This window comes from Cupriavidus sp. 96C5-1 (genome assembly GCF_057798855.1).
Window position 1 is genome coordinate 71,645 of the sequence record NZ_JBYOJU010000011.1, and the last position, 16,646, is coordinate 88,290.

At 68.3% G+C, this 16,646-nt stretch carries 13 protein-coding genes; 4 read left to right on the plus strand and 9 right to left on the minus strand.

What is annotated here, in order from left to right:
• Nucleotides 1-52 precede the first annotated feature (52 nt).
• Nucleotides 53-1,471 (plus strand): DUF1254 domain-containing protein, encoded by a 1,419-nt coding sequence (locus tag AC3FOF_RS14785; RefSeq protein ID WP_488727009.1) that lies wholly within the window; start codon nt 53-55, stop codon nt 1,469-1,471.
• 93 nt (nt 1,472-1,564) lie between these two features.
• Here the strand turns inward: AC3FOF_RS14785 and AC3FOF_RS14790 are convergent, their stop codons facing one another.
• A complete protein-coding gene (locus AC3FOF_RS14790) occupies nt 1,565-3,667 on the minus strand; it encodes a TonB-dependent receptor family protein (protein ID WP_488727010.1) in 2,103 nt (700 codons plus the stop codon).
• A 228-nt stretch (nt 3,668-3,895) separates the two neighbouring features.
• Entirely contained in the window at nt 3,896-6,286 is a 2,391-nt protein-coding gene (metE, locus tag AC3FOF_RS14795; RefSeq protein WP_488727011.1) for a 5-methyltetrahydropteroyltriglutamate--homocysteine S-methyltransferase, read from the minus strand.
• 175 nt (nt 6,287-6,461) lie between these two features.
• Here metE and AC3FOF_RS14800 point away from each other — a divergent pair, with 175 nt between their 5' ends.
• Entirely contained in the window at nt 6,462-7,385 is a 924-nt protein-coding gene (locus AC3FOF_RS14800; RefSeq protein ID WP_035813152.1) for a LysR family transcriptional regulator, read from the plus strand.
• Nucleotides 7,386-7,399: 14 nt separating this feature from the next.
• Here the strand turns inward: AC3FOF_RS14800 and AC3FOF_RS14805 are convergent, their stop codons facing one another.
• Both AC3FOF_RS14805 and AC3FOF_RS14810 read right to left on the minus strand, forming a co-directional pair.
• Nucleotides 7,400-8,329, minus strand: a complete 930-nt coding sequence (locus tag AC3FOF_RS14805) for a diacylglycerol kinase catalytic domain-containing protein (protein ID WP_488727012.1) — start codon at nt 8,327-8,329, stop codon at nt 7,400-7,402.
• A 62-nt stretch (nt 8,330-8,391) separates the two neighbouring features.
• Entirely contained in the window at nt 8,392-9,420 is a 1,029-nt protein-coding gene (locus AC3FOF_RS14810) for an SPFH domain-containing protein (protein WP_017227992.1), read from the minus strand.
• A 158-nt stretch (nt 9,421-9,578) separates the two neighbouring features.
• Here AC3FOF_RS14810 and AC3FOF_RS14815 point away from each other — a divergent pair, with 158 nt between their 5' ends.
• A complete protein-coding gene (locus AC3FOF_RS14815; RefSeq protein ID WP_488727013.1) occupies nt 9,579-10,325 on the plus strand; it encodes an NUDIX hydrolase in 747 nt (248 codons plus the stop codon).
• A 30-nt stretch (nt 10,326-10,355) separates the two neighbouring features.
• Here the strand turns inward: AC3FOF_RS14815 and AC3FOF_RS14820 are convergent, their stop codons facing one another.
• Nucleotides 10,356-10,745 carry a hypothetical protein gene (locus tag AC3FOF_RS14820; RefSeq protein ID WP_488727014.1) on the minus strand — a complete coding sequence of 130 codons (390 nt, stop codon included), beginning with the start codon at nt 10,743-10,745 and terminating at the stop codon, nt 10,356-10,358.
• 128 nt (nt 10,746-10,873) lie between these two features.
• Between AC3FOF_RS14820 and AC3FOF_RS14825 the strand changes: the two genes are divergently transcribed.
• Nucleotides 10,874-11,344, plus strand: a complete 471-nt coding sequence (locus AC3FOF_RS14825; protein ID WP_017227989.1) for an Lrp/AsnC family transcriptional regulator — start codon at nt 10,874-10,876, stop codon at nt 11,342-11,344.
• 73 nt (nt 11,345-11,417) lie between these two features.
• Here AC3FOF_RS14825 and bluB read toward each other — a convergent pair whose 3' ends face one another.
• The 4 genes from bluB to AC3FOF_RS14845 all read right to left on the minus strand — a co-directional run bounded on the left by bluB (nt 11,418) and on the right by AC3FOF_RS14845 (nt 16,567).
• The gene (gene bluB, locus AC3FOF_RS14830) at nt 11,418-12,083 is read right to left on the minus strand and encodes a 5,6-dimethylbenzimidazole synthase (RefSeq protein ID WP_488727015.1); all 666 of its coding nucleotides are present in this window, start codon (nt 12,081-12,083) and stop codon (nt 11,418-11,420) included.
• Nucleotides 12,084-12,239: 156 nt separating this feature from the next.
• Nucleotides 12,240-13,457, minus strand: coding sequence for a cystathionine beta-lyase (gene metC, locus AC3FOF_RS14835; protein ID WP_488727016.1), 1,218 nt, complete (start codon nt 13,455-13,457; stop codon nt 12,240-12,242).
• A 145-nt stretch (nt 13,458-13,602) separates the two neighbouring features.
• Nucleotides 13,603-14,610: a Bug family tripartite tricarboxylate transporter substrate binding protein gene (locus AC3FOF_RS14840; RefSeq protein ID WP_488727017.1), complete on the minus strand. Its 1,008-nt coding sequence runs from the start codon at nt 14,608-14,610 to the stop codon at nt 13,603-13,605.
• A gap of 304 nt (nt 14,611-14,914) precedes the next feature.
• The gene (locus AC3FOF_RS14845; RefSeq protein WP_488727018.1) at nt 14,915-16,567 is read right to left on the minus strand and encodes a rhodanese-like domain-containing protein; all 1,653 of its coding nucleotides are present in this window, start codon (nt 16,565-16,567) and stop codon (nt 14,915-14,917) included.
• Between the last annotated feature and the right edge of the window lie 79 nt (nt 16,568-16,646).

Sequence of the window (16,646 nt, forward strand, 5' to 3'; positions counted from 1 at the left end):
TTTGCCGGCGATAACGCGCGGAAGGTCGCCAGTCCGAGAGGAAACGGGGGTCATGAGTATTTCGCTACGCCAGATTGCGAGCGCGCTTGCGCTCGGTTTGCTGTTGTCCGCCTGTGCCACGGGCCCGCAAGCACCCGCTGCGCCGCAGTCAGCCGCGGCACCATCCGATGCGGCCATCAAGGGCTTGTCGGCCCAGGTGTTCGCCTACGCTTATCCACTGGTGCTGATGGATGTCACGCGCGAGGTCATGACCGCGCGCGTTCCGCCCAACACGTTTGGGCACAAGCGCAGCTTTCCGGATGCCGGCTTCAGCGCGGTGGTCAGCCCGAATGCCGATACGCTTTACTCGACGGCATGGCTGGATCTGTCCGCCGAACCGGTGATACTGTCGCTGCCCGACACGCACGGGCGCTATTACCTGATGCCGATGATGGACGCGTGGACCAATGTCTTCGCCTCTCCGGGCAAGCGCACGACCGGCACGAGAAAAGCCGTGTTCGCCGTGACAGGTCCGAAGTGGACGGGAACGCTGCCGCCGGGCGTCAGGGAAATCCGCGCGCCCACCGATATGGTCTGGCTGCTTGGCCGCACCCAGACCAATGGCAAGCAGGACTACGCCGCGGTGCGCCGCCTGCAGGACCAATACCGGCTGTTGCCGCTTTCCGCATGGCTGCGGGATGGCGCGGCGCGTGCCGCAGCAGCGCCGGCCAGCCTGCCCGCAGCGGCCGTGGTGGATGCCGAGACACCGCCTGTCGAGCAGGTAGCGGCGATGGATGCCCAGGCCTTCTTCACGCGGTTTGCAGCACTGCTGCCGGCGAACCCGCCCGCGGCGGACGACGCCGGGATGGTGGAGTCGATCCGCAGGCTAGGCATCGTCCCGGGTGCGCCGTTTTCCGTGACGGCGCTGGAGCCATCGACCGCGCGCGCGGTGCAGGAAGGCGCAACAGCCGCGCTGGCGGGCATCGTGGCCGCGGCCCGGCACGGCGAGCAGGGCGCCGAATGGACGATGCACCGCGATCTCGGCAATTACGGCACGGCCTATGGCAAGCGTGCCGTGGTCGCCTGGGTGGGGCTTGGCGCCAACCTGCCGGCGGACGCGCTCTATCCCGGCACGCGGGTCGATGCCGCGGGCCAGCCGCTGAGTGGCGCGCATCGCTACGTGGTCCATTTCGCCAAAGGCCAGTTGCCGCCCACCGATGCCTTCTGGTCCCTGACGCTTTATAACGACAAGCAGGCATTTGTCGCCAACCCGCTCGGCCGCTACGCCATTGGCGATCGCGACCGGCTCAAGTACAACCGGGACGGCTCGCTGGATATCCATATCCAGAATTCGCGGCCGCCGGCAAAGCAGGTGGCCAACTGGCTGCCGGCGCCGCCGGATGCCTTCAACCTGATGCTGCGCGTGTACTGGCCGCGCAAGGCCATGCTGGACGGGACGTGGATGACGCCCTTGGTGGAGCGGCTGGATTGAGCGCCGCGCGCAGTTATGCCCGGAACGGAAAAAACCCGCCATGGCGGGTTTTTTCAAGCTGCAAGACCAGCAGGCAAGCTTGCCGCGGCCCGGTCAGAACTTGTATTTGACGCCGGCGTACAGCGAGCGCCCCGCGCCCGGGTAGAACACCGCGGTGTTGGCGGTGCGGGCATCCGTCACGGTGCTGAAGTCGGTCACATAGCGTTTGTTGCCAAGGTTGCGTGCGTCGAGAAAGAGGGTGACGCCGTGCTCGAACGCGTAGCTGGCCTGCAGGCCGAACAATGCATAGCCTGGCGTGCGCAGCGTGTTCGCGTAGTCGACATAGGCGCCGCCGGGCACCCAGTCGATCGTGCCCGCCACGCGCAGGCCGGCAGCGCGGCTGTAGGCGATGGTGGCGCGCAGCACATGCTCCGGCACGCCGGCGATACGGTTGTTGCCATACTGGGGATCATTGTCGAAGCGAAAATCGCTGTAGTTCCAGAGCGCCGACAGCGTGAGCTTGTCGCCCGGGCCGGACAGGTTCTGCAGCACGTCCCCCGACACGCCCAGTTCGATGCCTTGCAACGTGGTGCGGTTGGCATTGAAGGTCGAAGCCGGGATATTCGGGTTGGTGGTGTATTGCAGCAACTGGTCGCGTAGCAGCGAGCGGTATGCCGTTGCGTCCCAGGAGAAGCGCTCGCGCTTGCCGCGCGTGCCGAGTTCCAGGGTCCAGCCGCGCTGCGCGGAGAGCGGCACGAAGCGGGTGGTGGTGGCGAAGGTCTGGCTCAGGTCGGTGAAGTCCGGCACGTCCGCGCTGCGCGTGATGTCGGCAAAGGCCTGCACATCCCGCGCCGGCTCCCACAGCACGCCGAATTTCGGATTGATGCCGCTGTAGGTCACGCTGTCCGACTTGGCCGCGGGGTTGGCCGGCAGGCCGCCGTAGTCCTGGTATCTACGCACGTTGCGGTAGGCCTTGGCGCCGGCCATCAGCGCGACCGTGGACGTTACGTAAAGGCGGTTTTCCAGGTAGGCCTCGTAGTTATAGGCGTCCTGCGCTGCGTTCAGGGTCTGGGCGCCGCGGTTGCCGGCGTTGTTGAGGTACTGGCGCGCGTCGTTGTTGCCGCCGAACAAGCGCGCACCGGCGATGAGCTGGTTGCGCAAGCCGCCGATGGTCTGCGTGCCGGTGTAGCGCGGGGCGAAGCCATAGGTCCAGTAGTCCTGGTCGATGACCTGGAAGATCGGGTGGTACAGGCTCTTGTGGATGACCCAGGTGGTGAAATCCAGCTGCCCGCCGTCCAGCTTGACGCTGGTCACATTGGCCACGCGCTCGGTGCGCGTATCGCGCGCCTGGTCGCCGGCCAGCGCCGCCGGCGAGGCTTTCCTGGGGTTGTTCAGCGCATCGTTCAGCGACAGCGCGCCGGGCAGCTGCTGGTCGACGATATAGGCGCCGAGGTAGAAGCGGGTCTCCACCCGCGGGCTGAATCGATAGCCGAAATTGGCATTGAACTGCTCGTACTGGCCCCGCTCGTGGGCGCGGAAGCCGTCCGCGTGGTTGACGCTCAGGTTGGCCAGGAAATCGAAGGCGCCGATCTGGCGCGAGACCTGGCCGCTGGCGCGCGCGGTGCCAAAGCTGCCGCCATCCACGCGCACCTGGTTGGGCGCATCGGCGGTGAGCGCGGTGGGCGTGGTGAAATTGATCGCGCCGCCCAGCGTGGTGCCGCCGTATGCCAGCCCATTGCCGCCCTTGTAGACTTCGGCTGCGCCAAGGCCCAGCGGGTCGATCTGGTAGAAGTCGCCGCTACCGTCGGCGAAGTTGGTGGGGATGCCGTCCTGCAGGATCTCCAGTCCGCGCGTGTGATAGCCGCGGGCGATGCCCGACCCGCGGATGGAAAGGCGCAGTTCCTGGCCGTAGCGCTCCTGCACGTAAACGCCCGGCGCATCCTTCAGTACGTCGCGCAGGTTGCTGGCGTAGGTGTCGCTGTACGAAGCCGCGTCGACAAAGCCGACCGAGCCGGCCGTTTGTTCCAGTGCCTGCTTTTGCTGCTGCAAAGCTGGCGCGGTCAGCGAGCCTGGGGCCTTGGCCGTGACCGTGGTGGCGGGCAGCGTGACGGCCGCATCCGGCGTGGCCAGGTTGCTGGCCTGCGCGAAGGCAGCGGTGGTGAATGCAGCGGCGGGGAAGGCGGCGGCACGCCGCTTCCAGTGTCTGGCTCGTTTCATGTTTTCCCTTGTGGCGCCGAACCTGCATTGGGCCGCGCCTTTTCATCGTGCTTGGATAGCCGCCTACGATACGGAACAGCACCGCCCGCGCGCTATGCGACACAGTGCCGCATAAATGCGTCCGGGCGCATTCATGCGAGCGAGCCGCCGGTACAGACCATCGCCAAGGGAAAAAAGAGATGGCCGGCCGGCTCGTGCGCTAACCGCGCCGGCCGGCCGGCAGCAGGCTCAAGCGACCGCCTGGCTTGCGCAATCGGTGCAGCCTGCCGCGTGGCCCGTCGTCCGCTGCGCGGCGTGGCCGCCCAGCCCGGCGCGGCGCGGTGCGCGCTGCCACCGGGTCGCGCCGGCCTTGCCGATGCGCTCGCGCAGGCCGCGCGCGGCGGCCACCATATTGGCCAGCGCGGCTTCGGTCTCCGGCCAGGCGCGCGTCTTCAACCCGCAATCGGGATTGACCCACAGCCGCTGCGGTGGAATCACCTCGCAGGCCCGCTCGAGCAGGTGCGTGATGGCATCCACGCCCGGTACGCGCGGCGAATGGATGTCGTACACGCCCGGTCCGATCTCGTTGGGATAGTCGAACGCACCGAAGCCTTCGAGCAGTTCCATGGCCGAGCGTGAGGTTTCAATGGTGATCACGTCGGCGTCCAGCGCGGCGATGGCGGGCAGGATGTCATTGAACTCGGCGTAGCACATATGGGTGTGGATCTGCGTTTCATCCGCCACCGAGGCAGCCGAGATCTTGAACGCATGCACGGCCCAGTCCAGGTACGCGGTCCAGTCGCCCTTGCGCAGCGGCAGGCCTTCGCGCAAGGCGGGTTCGTCGATCTGGATGATGCGGATGCCGGCCTGTTCCAGGTCCGAGACTTCGTCGCGGATCGCCAGCGCGAGCTGCAGCGCGGTGGTGGCGCGCGGCTGGTCGTCGCGCACGAAGGACCATTGCAGCATGGTGACCGGCCCGGTCAGCATGCCCTTCATCGGGCGCTCGGTCAGCGACTGCGCATAGCGCGTGGTTTCCACGGTCATGGGCTCGGGGCGGTACACATCGCCATAGATCACGGGCGGCTTGACGCAGCGCGAACCGTAGCTCTGCACCCAGCCGTTGTCGGTGAACGCGTAGCCGCATAGTTGCTCGCCGAAGTACTCGACCATGTCGTTGCGCTCGGCTTCGCCGTGCACCAGCACGTCCAGGCCGAGGGCCTCCTGCTTGCGCACGGCAGTCTCGATCTCGGCGCGGATGCGTTGCAGGTAGTCCAGCGCGCCGATGTCGCCGCGGCGGTAGGCGGCGCGCGTCTGGCGGATCGCCACGGTCTGCGGGAAGGAGCCGATGGTGGTGGTTGGCAGCGGCGGCAGTTGCAGCGCTGCGCGCTGGCGCTCGATGCGGGCCTGGAAGGGGCTCTGGCGCTCGGCCATCGCGGCGGTGACGGCTGCCACGCGTGCCTGCACCTGCCGGTTGACCACGCGGCGCGAGTCGCGGCGTGAAGCCAGCGCGGCATCGGCGGCGGCCAGCTCGGCGGCGACCGCGCTTTCGCCCTCGTTCAACGCACGGGCCAGCACGCTGACTTCCGCCAGCTTCTCGGTGGCGAAGGCCAGCCAGGTCTTGATTTCCGCATCGAGCTTGTGCTCGGCTTCCAGCGAGACCGGCACATGCAGCAGCGAGCACGACGGCGCCACCCACAGGCGCTCGCCCAGCCGGGCATGCAGCGGTGCCAGCAGCGCCAGCGCGCGCCGCAGGTCGGCGCGCCAGATATTGCGCCCGTCGATCACGCCTGCGGATAGCACGGCGCCGGCGGGCAGGACCGCGAGCCAGGCGTCGAGTTGTTGCGGGGCGCGCACCAGGTCGATGTGGAATCCCTGCACCGGCAGCGCGGCGGCGCGCGCGGCATGGTCGGCGGCGCTGTCGAAGTAAGTGGCGAGCAGCAGCTTCACGCCGGACCCGGCCAGCCCGGCAAAGGCGCTGTGGTAGGCGTCGAGCCATGCCGGGGCCAGGTCCAGGCACAGCGCGGGCTCGTCGATCTGCACCCATTCGATGCCGCGCTCGCGCAGGCGGGCCAGGATGCGGCGGTAGGCAGCCACGAGGCCGGGCAGCAGGCTCAGGCGGTCGAAGCCGTCCACATGGGTCTTGGACAACAGCAGGTAAGTGACCGGCCCGATCAGCACGGGCTTGGCGGCCAGGCCCAGCGCCAGGGCTTCGTCGAGCTCGTCGAAGAACCAGTCCACGCCGCCGTCGAAGCGGGTATCCGGGCCGAGTTCGGGGACCAGGTAGTGGTAATTGGTATCGAACCACTTGGTCATTTCCATGGCCGGCTGCGCCTTGTTGCCGCGCGCCAGCTCGAAGTACTGGGCCAGGCTCAGTTGCTTCGGGTCGAAGCCGAAGCGCGCGGGCAGGGCGCCAAGCAGCGCGCTCAGGCCCAGCACCTGATCGTAGTAGGCGAAGTCGCCCGCCGCCACGCTGTCCAGCCCGGCTTGCGCCTGCGACTGCCAGTGCTGCTGGCGCAGGCCGGCGGCAACCTGGCGCAGGTTGGCTTCGTCCGTTTCGCCGCGCCAGAACGCTTCCTGGGCGAACTTCAGTTCGCGCCGGGCGCCGATGCGGGGGAAGCCCGCGATATGGGTGCGTGCCATGCAATGCTCCGAATTTGAGATGTGACGATGGCGCCCAGTGTGGAATCCGGCGTAAAATGAATCAAGCGATAAGATTTAAACACTATATGAATCATTTTCATACGAAGCCGTTCCGGCGCGAGTCCGAAGGCGCGGCGCGCCGGGCCGGCCAGTTACCTCAATGTGGGAGTCCCTTGTGATCGAAGTCAGGCACCTGCGCTCGCTGGTGGCGATCGCCGAGTCCGGCAAGCTGGCCATGGCCGCCGAGCGCGTGCATCTGAGCCAGTCGGCGCTGTCGCACCAGATCAAGGGCATCGAGGCGCATTACGGCCTGCCGCTGTTCGACCGTACCCGGCAGGGCCTGCGCTTCACCCCTGCCGGCGAGCGCCTGCTGGTGCTGGCGCGCGAGACGCTCGCGGCGATCAGCACCGCCGAGCGCGACCTGACCCGCCTCAAGGGCGATACGCGCGGGGAGCTGCGCATCGTGCTGGAGTGCCACACCTGCTTCGACTGGCTGATGCCGGTCATGGACGAGTTCCGCCGGCGCTGGCCGGAGGTGGAGGTGGATCTGGTCGCGGGCTTTCATGCCGATCCGCTGGCGTTGCTGGCCGAAGGCCGCACGGATATGGTGATCGGCTCGTTGCCGCAGGCCAGGCGCGGCCTGGCGGTGGCGCCGCTGTTTCGTTTCGAGATCCTGGCGGTGATCGCCAACGAGCATCGCCTGCGCAACAAGCGCCGCATCGAGGCGGCCGACCTGGCCGGCGAAACCCTGATCACCTACCCGGTGCCGGAGCAGCGCATCGACCTGATCCGCGAGGTGCTGGAGCCAGCCGGCATCAAGCTGCAGCGGCGCACGGCGGAGCTGACCGTGGCGGTGCTGCAGCTGGTGGCCAGCCGCCGCGGCGTGGCCGCGCTGCCGAACTGGGGCGTGAAGAACTATGTCGACCACGACTATGTGCTGGCCAAGCGCATTGGCGCCAAGGGCCTGTGGAGCGAGCTTTACGCCACCACCCCGGCCGCGCTGGCGGTGCGGCCATACGTGCGCGATTTCGTTGCCATCGTGCGCGATACCTGCGCCGCCGAACTGGACGGGATCGAGCTGCTGCCCGAAGCCGCCTAGCGGGCGGCGGCGCGCTACTGCACCAGCTGCCCGCAGCGTTCAGCCACGCCGATGCGGGCTTCGGTGCCGGCGTTGAACTGCAGGAAATCCGCTTCGATGCCATCGCTGAAGATCACGCCGCTCTCGGGCATCAGCGAGCGCAGCACGATCTGCTGCCCGCGCGGGATGTCGCCATACACCAGGGTGGTATTGCTGGCGCGGCTGGGAAAGGGCTCGCGCACGGCGAACACCAGCCGGTCCGCGTCCCATGGCAAGGGCTGATAGGGTGTACCGGCGCCGTCGCCCGCCTGCGCGATGGCGCGCGCGCCGGTGACGATGCTCTTGAGCCAGGCCGTGGAGCCAAGCCCCGTGGAGACAATGACGCCGCTCGACGATTGCACCTCGTTGCGCGCGCCGAGCTGGATTTCGTAGCGCGCCGAGGTGTGGCTGCGCGGCCCGATGAAGAAGTCGTTGACCGCGTACAGCACCTGCTGGTCCGACAGTTCGGCGCGCGCCATGGTGACCGGACGGGCAGGGCGCCGGTCCTGCATGGCTTCGGCCAGCACGGGCGCCAGTTCGCCCGCCTGGAACGGCAGCAGCACGCCGTCGTAGCGGCCCGGATCCGGGTTCACGCCGAGCAGCGGCTGGCCGTTCAGGTATTTCATGGTGTTGGCGACGAGGCCGTCCTGGCCCAGCGCCACCACGATATCGTCCGGCCCGAACAGGAAGTTGGGCAGGAACTGCCGGTCCACCACCTGCCTGCGCAGGTAGCGCGACAGCACGGCGCTGACTTGCTCGCGCGCGGCAAGGTAGGCATCGTGCTCGCGCTGGTAATCGGTGATGTCCGCGCCGAGGTGCTCCAGGTAGAAGCGTGCCTGCGCCAGCGAGTGGTAGCGCGCCAGCAGTTCCTCCAGCCGTGTCTTGCGTGTCACCAGTACTACCTTGCGATCGGCGGCCGTGCCCATGCGTGTTGCTCCTGTTCCTGTTTCTGTTCCTGAATGCGGATGACCTGTTCGCGTGCCGGGGATCAGCCGCGGCCCTTGCCCTGCGGGGCCAGCAGCGATTGCAGCAGCTCCGGCGACATATTCAGCTGCCCGATGCGCTCGGCCTTGTCGGCAATGCCGCCAAAGGCCTGTGCGATCAGCTGGCCGGGGGCCATGCCCGATGCGGCCAGCGCCTGCACGATGCGCGCGTCGGCCCCCTGCAGTGCCTGCATGACCGCGCCCAGGCGGTGGGCTTCGGCCTCGGCGGTGGTGCGGGTGTTGTCCGCTTCCAGGCCGACGAACTCCTTGCGGCGCGCCTCCAGCGCGATCTGCGCCTCCATGGCGCTGGCCTCCAGTTCCGCCTGCTTCTTCTGCACCGCGGCTTCGGCTTCCATCTGGGTCTCGCGGATGGTGCGCTGCTTGAGTTCCACCGCCACCTCGGTGTCGAGTTCGCTTTCCTTGATGGCGCGTTCGTTCTCGACGGCAGCGTTGCGGCGGGCGTAGATGGCGTCGTCGGCCGCCTTCAGGATTTGCTCGCGGATTTCGGCTTCCAGCGCACGCGCGGTCTCGGCGCGCGGCTTGACCGCCACCATCGAGAAGGACAGGATCTCCAGCCCGAGCGCCAGCACGTCGGGCTGGGTCTTCAGCGCGCCTTCGACCTGGCGCGCCATGCGGTCCGAGGCCTGCAGGGACGAGCGCAGGGTTTCGGCGCTGACCGCCTGCTGCACCAGCACTTCCACCACGCCTTCGACGCGGGTGCGCAGGTTCTGGGGATCTTCCGAGACGTAGTTGCGGCCATCCGGCTTGAGCGCGAAGTTGAGCATGGCGGCCGTCTTGCGCGGTTCGGCGACGCGGTAGGAGAGATTGCCCTGCACTGTCACCGACTGGAAGTCGGCCGTGATCAGCTCGAAGATGTACGGCAGGACCTGGCTGCCCACGGGCACGGCCACCAGCGACGTGGTGGGCGAGTAATAGTAGAAGGACTGGCCGCTGCCTTCGCGCAGGATCTTGCCGCCCTTCATCTGCATCAGATAGGTGGTGGGGTCTGCCTTGATGAAGCGGATGCCGAACATGGTGGTTCCTTTCCCGTGGTGTCTGGTGGTCTGCCCGCTTTCGCCGGCAAGCGAAAATCGGCGATAAGTGTGTCAGTACCACTAATATAAGTGTCACTGTGCCACTTGTCAACCTATAATCCGCCATGAACAGCCGCGACAAGGAGCCCTCCCGCAAGATGACCAAGCCTTCCGAGCCCATTCCTGATCCGGTCGAAGCCGCCGGCGACGCGGTCTTCCGCCGCCCGCTGACCACCGTGGATGTGGTCATCCTGACCATCCGCGCCGGTTCCCTCCAGGTGCTGCTGGTGCAGCGCCCGCAACAGGCGGGCGAGCCCTTCCCGGGCCGCTGGGCGCTGCCGGGCGGCTTTGTCGATGTCGCGCGGGATCAGGATCTGCAGGCCTGCGCCCTGCGCAAGCTGGCGGAAAAAACCGGGGTGGACAGTCCTTACCTGGAGCAGGTGGGCAGCTGGGGCAGCGCCACGCGCGATCCGCGCGGCTGGTCCACCACGCACGTGTACGTGGCCTTGTTGCCGGACGAGACGCTGGCGCTGCAAAAGGGAGGCAACGCGGCCGACTTGCGCTGGGCGCCGGTGGAGGGCGAGGGCGTTGCCATGCCGCTGGCGTTCGATCACGCTGTCCTGCTGGGCGCAGCGCTGCATCGCGTGCGCGGCAAGACCGAGTACACCTCGCTGCCCGCGCACCTGCTGCCGTCCGCCTTCACGCTTGGCGAATTGCAGCACGTGTACGAACTCGTGCTCGGCCGTTCGCTGGAGAAAAAAGCGTTCCGCACCAGGATGCTGGCGGGCGGGATGCTGGAAGACCTTGGCGCGCAGAAGGAAACCGGGCGCCGCCCGGCTTTGCTCTACCGGTTGCGCGAGCAGGCCGGGCTGGTTTATTTCACGCGCAGTTTCGAGCAGCGCTGAGGCGCCGGCGGCAGGGGCCGGGCCGCGTGGCTACTGGACTTGTGCCGGGGCCGCATGGGCATGGCCGACGGGGACGGTCCGCGGCGCATCGAGGGGGCTGGGACCGGCTGCCACGGCGGGAACGGCCTGCGCATCGGCGGGGGCCGCGATCTCGAAGATTTCAAGCACATCCGCGCCGTTCTCCATGCGCCGGAGAAACAAGGGCAGCAAGTCCGCATTGTCGGCGCCGACCGACAGCGTGAGCTGGTGGGGCGCGGCCGCCTGCCCGAAGCACAGATCGATCAGGGTGAGCCCGGTGCGGCGGGCGTTGGCGAGCGTCCATTCGATGGCGCCGAAGAGGTCGTTGCGTTCAAGCCGCAGTGCAAGGTTCAGGGTAGGCATGGTGTCGGAGGCGGCGGGGGTATGTGGCTCGGAGTTCATGCGATAAATCTACCAGCGCTGCCTCAGAATGGGCTTCTTTATTGCCTCCAGATTTGCCTTGATTGAGGACGAATCATCTTCTGGTGTTAAAGTTGATGGTGAATTGTTCCTGTAAGGTGGTAAAAACCATGGCAAGCTCCCCAAAGCTGGATGAAACCGACCGGCGTATCCTGCGCGCGCTGCGGCGTGACGGCAGGCTTTCCAACCTCAAGCTGGCCGAGCAGGTCGGGCTGTCGCCCACGCCCTGCTGGAACCGGGTGCGCGCGCTGGAGGAAAGCGGCGTGATCGAGGGCTACGCCGCGCTGCTGAACCAGAAGGCGCTGGGCCTGCCGGACACGGTGCTGATCGAAGTGACGCTGGACCGGCACGATGACGACATGCTGGACCGCTTCGGCGAAGCCCTGGCGGAGTTGCCGGAAGTGATGGAAGCCTACCTGCTGACCGGCGAATACGACTACCTGATCAAGGTGGCGGTGGCCGGCACGGAAGGCTACGAGGAATTCTTGCGGCACAAGCTCTACAAGCTGCCGGGCCTGCGGCACAGCCATTCCACCTTCGTGCTGCGCTGCATGAAGCGGGAGCCGTCGGTCGAGCCTTGACCTTGAGGCTTCAGGCTTTGAGGTTTGACGATTGAGGCCCGGCAAGGTGGCGCGCCTCCAGGCCGCCTGCCGTTCAGGCCGCCGACTGGCTCCAGCGGTCGGTGCACAGCAGCTCCGCCAGCGGGCGTCCCTGGCGCCAGCCTTCCAGTTCCAGCATGGGCGCGGGATAGAAGGCGTCGACCGGACCCAGGCAGAGAATCGCGATCGGCAGGCCGCCCGGCGGCAGCCGCAACAGGGTTGCCAGCGCGCCGGGCTCGAACATGGACACCCAGCCCAGTCCCAGGTTTTCCACGCGCGCCGCCAGCCAGAGGTTTTCAATGGCGCAGGCCGCCGAGCACAGCGCCATCTCGCGCGGCATGGTGCGGCGGCCGAACACGGTGCCATCGTCCGGCGCCAGCGCCACCACCAACAGCTCGGCGCACTCGCGCACGCCTTCCACCTTCAGGCGCAGGAATTCGCTATCGCGTTCGCCCAGCGCCGCCGCTGTCCGGTGGCGCTCGGTCTCGACCAGGGCCGCGATGTCCTGCCTCAGTGCGGGGTCGGCAATGCGGATGAAACGCCACGGCTGCATCAGGCCCACGGACGGGGCGCTGTGCGCGGCCTGCAGGACGCGCATCAACACCGCCTCGTCGACCGCGGCGCCCGCCATGAAGTGCCGCATGTCGCGGCGCGACGCGACTAGGCGGTAGAAGCTCTGCCGCTCCTCTGGCGAGAACGTGGTGCAGGCTGTTTCGGTCATGGTCGCGGGCATGGCGTGGCGGGGGCGCGAAAGCCGGCATTGTAAGCCTGTGGGGAGGGCGGCGGGCGGCATGCGCAGATCCGCCGCGCGGGCCCGGGATGTGGCGGCGCCCAAGCGAGGCTGCCCGCTGGCCGGCGATGGCTGATCCAGCGGGAACTAGCGCGCCGAATCCGGCGGCAGCGTACTCACATGGCAGGAAATCTTTCCGCCAATCGCTTCGAACCCCTGCGCCAGATCCGCCAGCAGGTCATCGACATCCTCCAGCCCGATATGCAGGCGAATGACCTGGCCGCGCGCTGACCAGTCGGTCACGCTGCGCGCGCCGCGCAGGTCGGCGATCACGGCAAGGCTCTCGAAGCCGCCCCAGGAGGCGCCGATGCCGAACAGCGCAAGGCCGTCGACGAAGCGCTCGGCCGCATCCGGCGCAGCATCGCCCAGAGAGAACGACAGCAGCCCGTTGGTGCCGCGGCAATCCCGGCGCCACAGTGCATGGCCGGGGTCGCCGGGCAGGGCGGGGCAGAACACCTCGGCCACTTCCGGGCGTGCGCGCAGCCAGTGCGCTACCGCCAGCGCGCCGCGCTCGTGCTGGGCCAGGCGCGCGCCCAGCGAGCGCATGCCTCGCTGTACCAGGTAGGCATCGTCGGGGCTGACGGCCATGCCGAAGGCGTCGGCGGCGGCGGCAAGCGCCGGCCAGGCGGCCTCGGTGGTGCAGGCCGTGCCCATCATCACGTCGGAATGGCCGGACAGGTATTTGGTGGCTGCCATCAGCGAGATATCCGCGCCGAGCGAGAGCGGGTGGTATAGCAGGCCGGAGCCCCAGGTGTTGTCGGCCGCCACCAGCGCGCCGTGCCGATGGGCGATGCCGGCAATGGCGGGCAGGTCGCACATCTCGTAAGCCAGCGAGCCGGGCGCCTCGACGTAGACGAGACGGGTTTCCGGCCGCAGCCTGGCTTGCAGGTCGTGGCCGTCGCTGGCATAGAAGCTGGCGGCAATGCCGTGCTGCGCCAGAAAACCCTCGGCGAGCTTGCGTACCGGCTCATAGACGCAATCCGGCAGCAGCACATGCTGGCCGGGGCGCAGGCAGGCCAGCAGCGTCATTGCCGCGGCGGCGAGTCCGCTGGGGAACAGGCGGGTGCGGTAGCCGCCCTCCAGCTCAGTGACCATGTCCTCCAGCGCGAAGGCGGTGGGATTGCCGCGCGCGCCATAGGTGAAGAGCCGCTCGTTGCCGCGCCGCGAGCGCATCTCGCGCATCTGCGCGACGGAATCGAAGAGCACCGTGCTGGCGCGTACCACGGGCGGGTTGACGGGCTGGCCGCCGTCCACGGTGCCGGTACGGCCGGCATGCGCGAGGCGGGTAAGCGTGCTGTGTTTCATGGTTTGGCCCGATCAGGGTGAGGCACCGTACCGCGCCGGCGCGGCCGGCGTGGCTGTGCGTGGCTGCGCGTGCGTATATCGTGTTGCTGGCGCAGGCGGTTGCAAATCCCATGCCCATGCCGTTTGCGCGCCGGACAGCGATCCATCAGTCCATGCGCGCGCCGGACAGCTTGACGATATGCGACCAGCGCGCGATGTCTGCCTTGAGCTGCGCGGCGAACGCATCCGGTTTGCTGGCCACCACATCGCTGCCGCCGTCATTGATCAGTTTCACCACTTCCGGCATCTGCAGCACCTGCACGATGGCGCGGTTCAGGTAGGCGACGCGCTCGGGCGGGGTGCCGGCCGGCGCGAACACGCCATACCAGTCTTCGAAGCGGGCATTGCGATAGCCCAGTTCTTCCAGCGTCGGCACCTTGGCGAACACGCCGAGGCGGCGCGGGCTGGTCACCGCCAGCGCGCGCATCCGGCCGCCCTGGATAAAGCCGGCCACCGAGGCGGTGGAGGTGATCAGCACGTTCACCTGGCCGCCCAGCAGGTCGTTGATGGCGGGGCCGGCGCCCTTGTAGGGCACATGCTGCAGCGTCACGCCGCTGTCCTTGTCCAGCACCACGCCGACCAGGTGCGACAGCGTGCCATTGCCGGGCGTGGCAAAGGTGATCTTCTGCGGCTGGGCCTTGGCCTGCGCAGCCAGTTCGGCAAAGGTCTGCCATGGTGCATTGGCGGCCACCACGATGGCCAGCGGCGCCGCGTTGATCTGCGTGACCGGCGTGAAGTTCTTCACCGGGTCGAAGCCCGGGGCGCCGTACAGGGTCGGGTTGACGGCCATCACCGATACCTGCGAAGTGAGCAGGGTGTAGCCATCGGGCTTGGCCTCGGCAACCAGGCGCGTACCGATATTGCCGCCGGCGCCGCCGCGATTGTCGGTGACGGCGGTCTGGCCGAGCACCTCGCCCAGCCGGGTGGTGACGATGCGGGTGATGGCGTCGTTGCCGCCGCCAGCGGGGAAGGGCGAGACGAAGCGCAGCGGCTGCGACGGGTAGCCGCCGACCGGCGCCAGCGGCTGGGCCGTGGCGGGGGTGGTGGCGAGGGCGAATGCGGCGACGGTGGCGGTAGCGAAGGTGCTGGCCAGGACATGCTTGATGCGTGACATGAAGAACCCCTGTATCTGTAGAGAGATGTCAGTGCAAAGGGAGGCTGGGCGGGCTTCTGCGGCCCCGCGCGATGCATCGCGCGCCGCTCCGGCCCCTGTGTTCCCGGAATGCCGGGGCGTCCCCTTGGCGCTGCACCGTCGAGCCGGTTGGGAATCGTTGCCTTGCGACTCGCCTTGCCGGCTGCGCGCGTCCGTCGCCGTGCCGGTGGGCGGGCGGTGGATGCGCGAGCGGGCTCGGTCGCTGGTGGCGGTTCATGGTGCGAAATGGCTTGGATCAGGCAGGAACGGATCGCATGGCGCTGGCTCAGGCGAAGCGGAAGGTGGCCAGTTCCTGCGCGTCGAGCTGGCCGATCAGGTTGGTTTCCCAGGCCAGGTAGCGGCGCGCGGCTTCCTTGTTGCCGTCGTGGCGGTCGTGCACGAAGAACAGGAAATCGATGCAGCGCGCATCCGGCAGGCAGTCCGCGCTGCCGGTGACCAGCGCGAGGCCCGCGGCCTGCCACGCGCCGACGCCGCCGTCGAGCACGCTTACGTCGCGGTAGCCGAGCGCCACCAGTTCCGCCAAGGCCAGCGCCGCTACGCCAGGCTGCCCGGCGTCCCCGATCAGTACCAGCGCCGTGTCGTGCGGCACATCCGCCAGGTCGCGCGCAACTACGGGGCGGATCGACCAGCGGCTGCCCTGGATGTGTCCCGCGCGATACGCCGCGCTGGGGCGCACATCGAGCGCAAGTGCGCGTTGCCCGGCCAGTTGCGCGGCCAGCGTGGGCGTATCGATGCGGCGGAGCACGGTGGTGGGCGCCGCGGGGCCACCCCGGGCGGCCAGGCCGCCGGCCAATGCCGCGGCAATGCCGCCTTCGAGCACCACCGCGTCGTGCCCCATCTGGCGCAGCCAGCTGGCCACCACGGGGGCACGCACGCCGTCGGCGTCCATCAGCACAAGGCGGGCACGCCGCACGCCCACGTACTGGTCGGTGGCCTGGATGAGCTGGCCGCCGGGCGTGTGCTGGGCCCCGGGCACCGAACCGGCTGCGTATTCCTCCGGCGTGCGAACGTCGCACAGGTAGGTGGTGCGCAAGCGGTCGTCCAGCCACATGCGGGCTTGCGCGGCACCGATGCACGGCACGGCGAAGCGCCTGGCCATGGCCTGCGCGGCATTCCGGGCGGCGTCGAGACCGCGCGGCGCGTCGTTGTCCGGATAGCGGCGCGTGCCGCCATGCTCCAGCTTGAAATCGTTCAGGTACCAGCCCTGGGTGCCGTTCTCCAGGGCGAACACGGGATTGGGCACGCCGAAATGGATCAGCGTCTGGGCGCCGATGATGCTGCGGGTGCGGCCGGCGCAGTTGATCACGATGGGCGTGGTGGCGTCCGGCACGAGGTCACGCAGGCGGTAAGCCAGTTCGCCGTTGGGGCAGCAGATGGCGCCGGGGATATTCATCTTGCGGAACTCGGCGGCCGGGCGGCCGTCGAGCACCACCGGCGGCTGCCCGCTGGCCTGCATGGCGGCCAGCCCGGCGGCCGAGACGCGCGGCGTGCCGTAGTGATGCTCGGCCAGTTCGCCAAAGGCCTTGGAGGGCACGTTGACGCCGGCGAACAGGACGTAGCCCGCGGCCTGCCAGCCGGGCACGCCGCCATCGAGCACAAACAGCCTTGTGTAGCCGAGTGCCGCCAGGGCGTGGGCGGCGCGCGGCGCCACGCCGTCGCCATCGTCGGCCAGCACGATGCGGGCCGAGGCGTTGGGCGCCAGGCGGCCGATGTCGAGCTCGAGCCGGCTATAGGGCAGCGGCACGGCGTAGAACGGGTGGCCTTCGCCGTACTGGCCATGCTCGCGGATATCGAACAGGGCGATTTCATCCTGGTCGTGCAGCCATCCCTTGAGGACGACGGGATCGACCAGGGCGTAATGCGTAGCGGCGGTATCGACCGTATCGGCGGTAGCGGGCGCAGCGAGGAGAGCGGGCATGTGTTTGTTCAGGCAAAAAGGGGGCCTGGCCTCCTGGCCGCGCACGGGCGGGAGGCAAGCGGCAATGCATTGGGTGAGG

Coding starts and splice junctions, on each gene's coding strand:
- AC3FOF_RS14790 (WP_488727010.1), bottom strand. CDS start 3,667: ATGAAACGAGCCAGACACTGGAAGCGGCGTGCCGCCGCCTTCCCCGCC.
- metC (WP_488727016.1), bottom strand. CDS start 13,457: ATGAAACACAGCACGCTTACCCGCCTCGCGCATGCCGGCCGTACCGGC.
- metE (WP_488727011.1), bottom strand. CDS start 6,286: ATGGCACGCACCCATATCGCGGGCTTCCCCCGCATCGGCGCCCGGCGC.
- AC3FOF_RS14840 (WP_488727017.1), bottom strand. CDS start 14,610: ATGTCACGCATCAAGCATGTCCTGGCCAGCACCTTCGCTACCGCCACC.
- AC3FOF_RS14805 (WP_488727012.1), bottom strand. CDS start 8,329: ATGGGCACGGCCGCCGATCGCAAGGTAGTACTGGTGACACGCAAGACA.
- bluB (WP_488727015.1), bottom strand. CDS start 12,083: ATGACCGAAACAGCCTGCACCACGTTCTCGCCAGAGGAGCGGCAGAGC.
- AC3FOF_RS14845 (WP_488727018.1), bottom strand. CDS start 16,567: ATGCCCGCTCTCCTCGCTGCGCCCGCTACCGCCGATACGGTCGATACC.
- AC3FOF_RS14815 (WP_488727013.1), top strand. CDS start 9,579: ATGACCAAGCCTTCCGAGCCCATTCCTGATCCGGTCGAAGCCGCCGGC.
- AC3FOF_RS14820 (WP_488727014.1), bottom strand. CDS start 10,745: ATGAACTCCGAGCCACATACCCCCGCCGCCTCCGACACCATGCCTACC.
- AC3FOF_RS14785 (WP_488727009.1), top strand. CDS start 53: ATGAGTATTTCGCTACGCCAGATTGCGAGCGCGCTTGCGCTCGGTTTG.
- AC3FOF_RS14825 (WP_017227989.1), top strand. CDS start 10,874: ATGGCAAGCTCCCCAAAGCTGGATGAAACCGACCGGCGTATCCTGCGC.
- AC3FOF_RS14810 (WP_017227992.1), bottom strand. CDS start 9,420: ATGTTCGGCATCCGCTTCATCAAGGCAGACCCCACCACCTATCTGATG.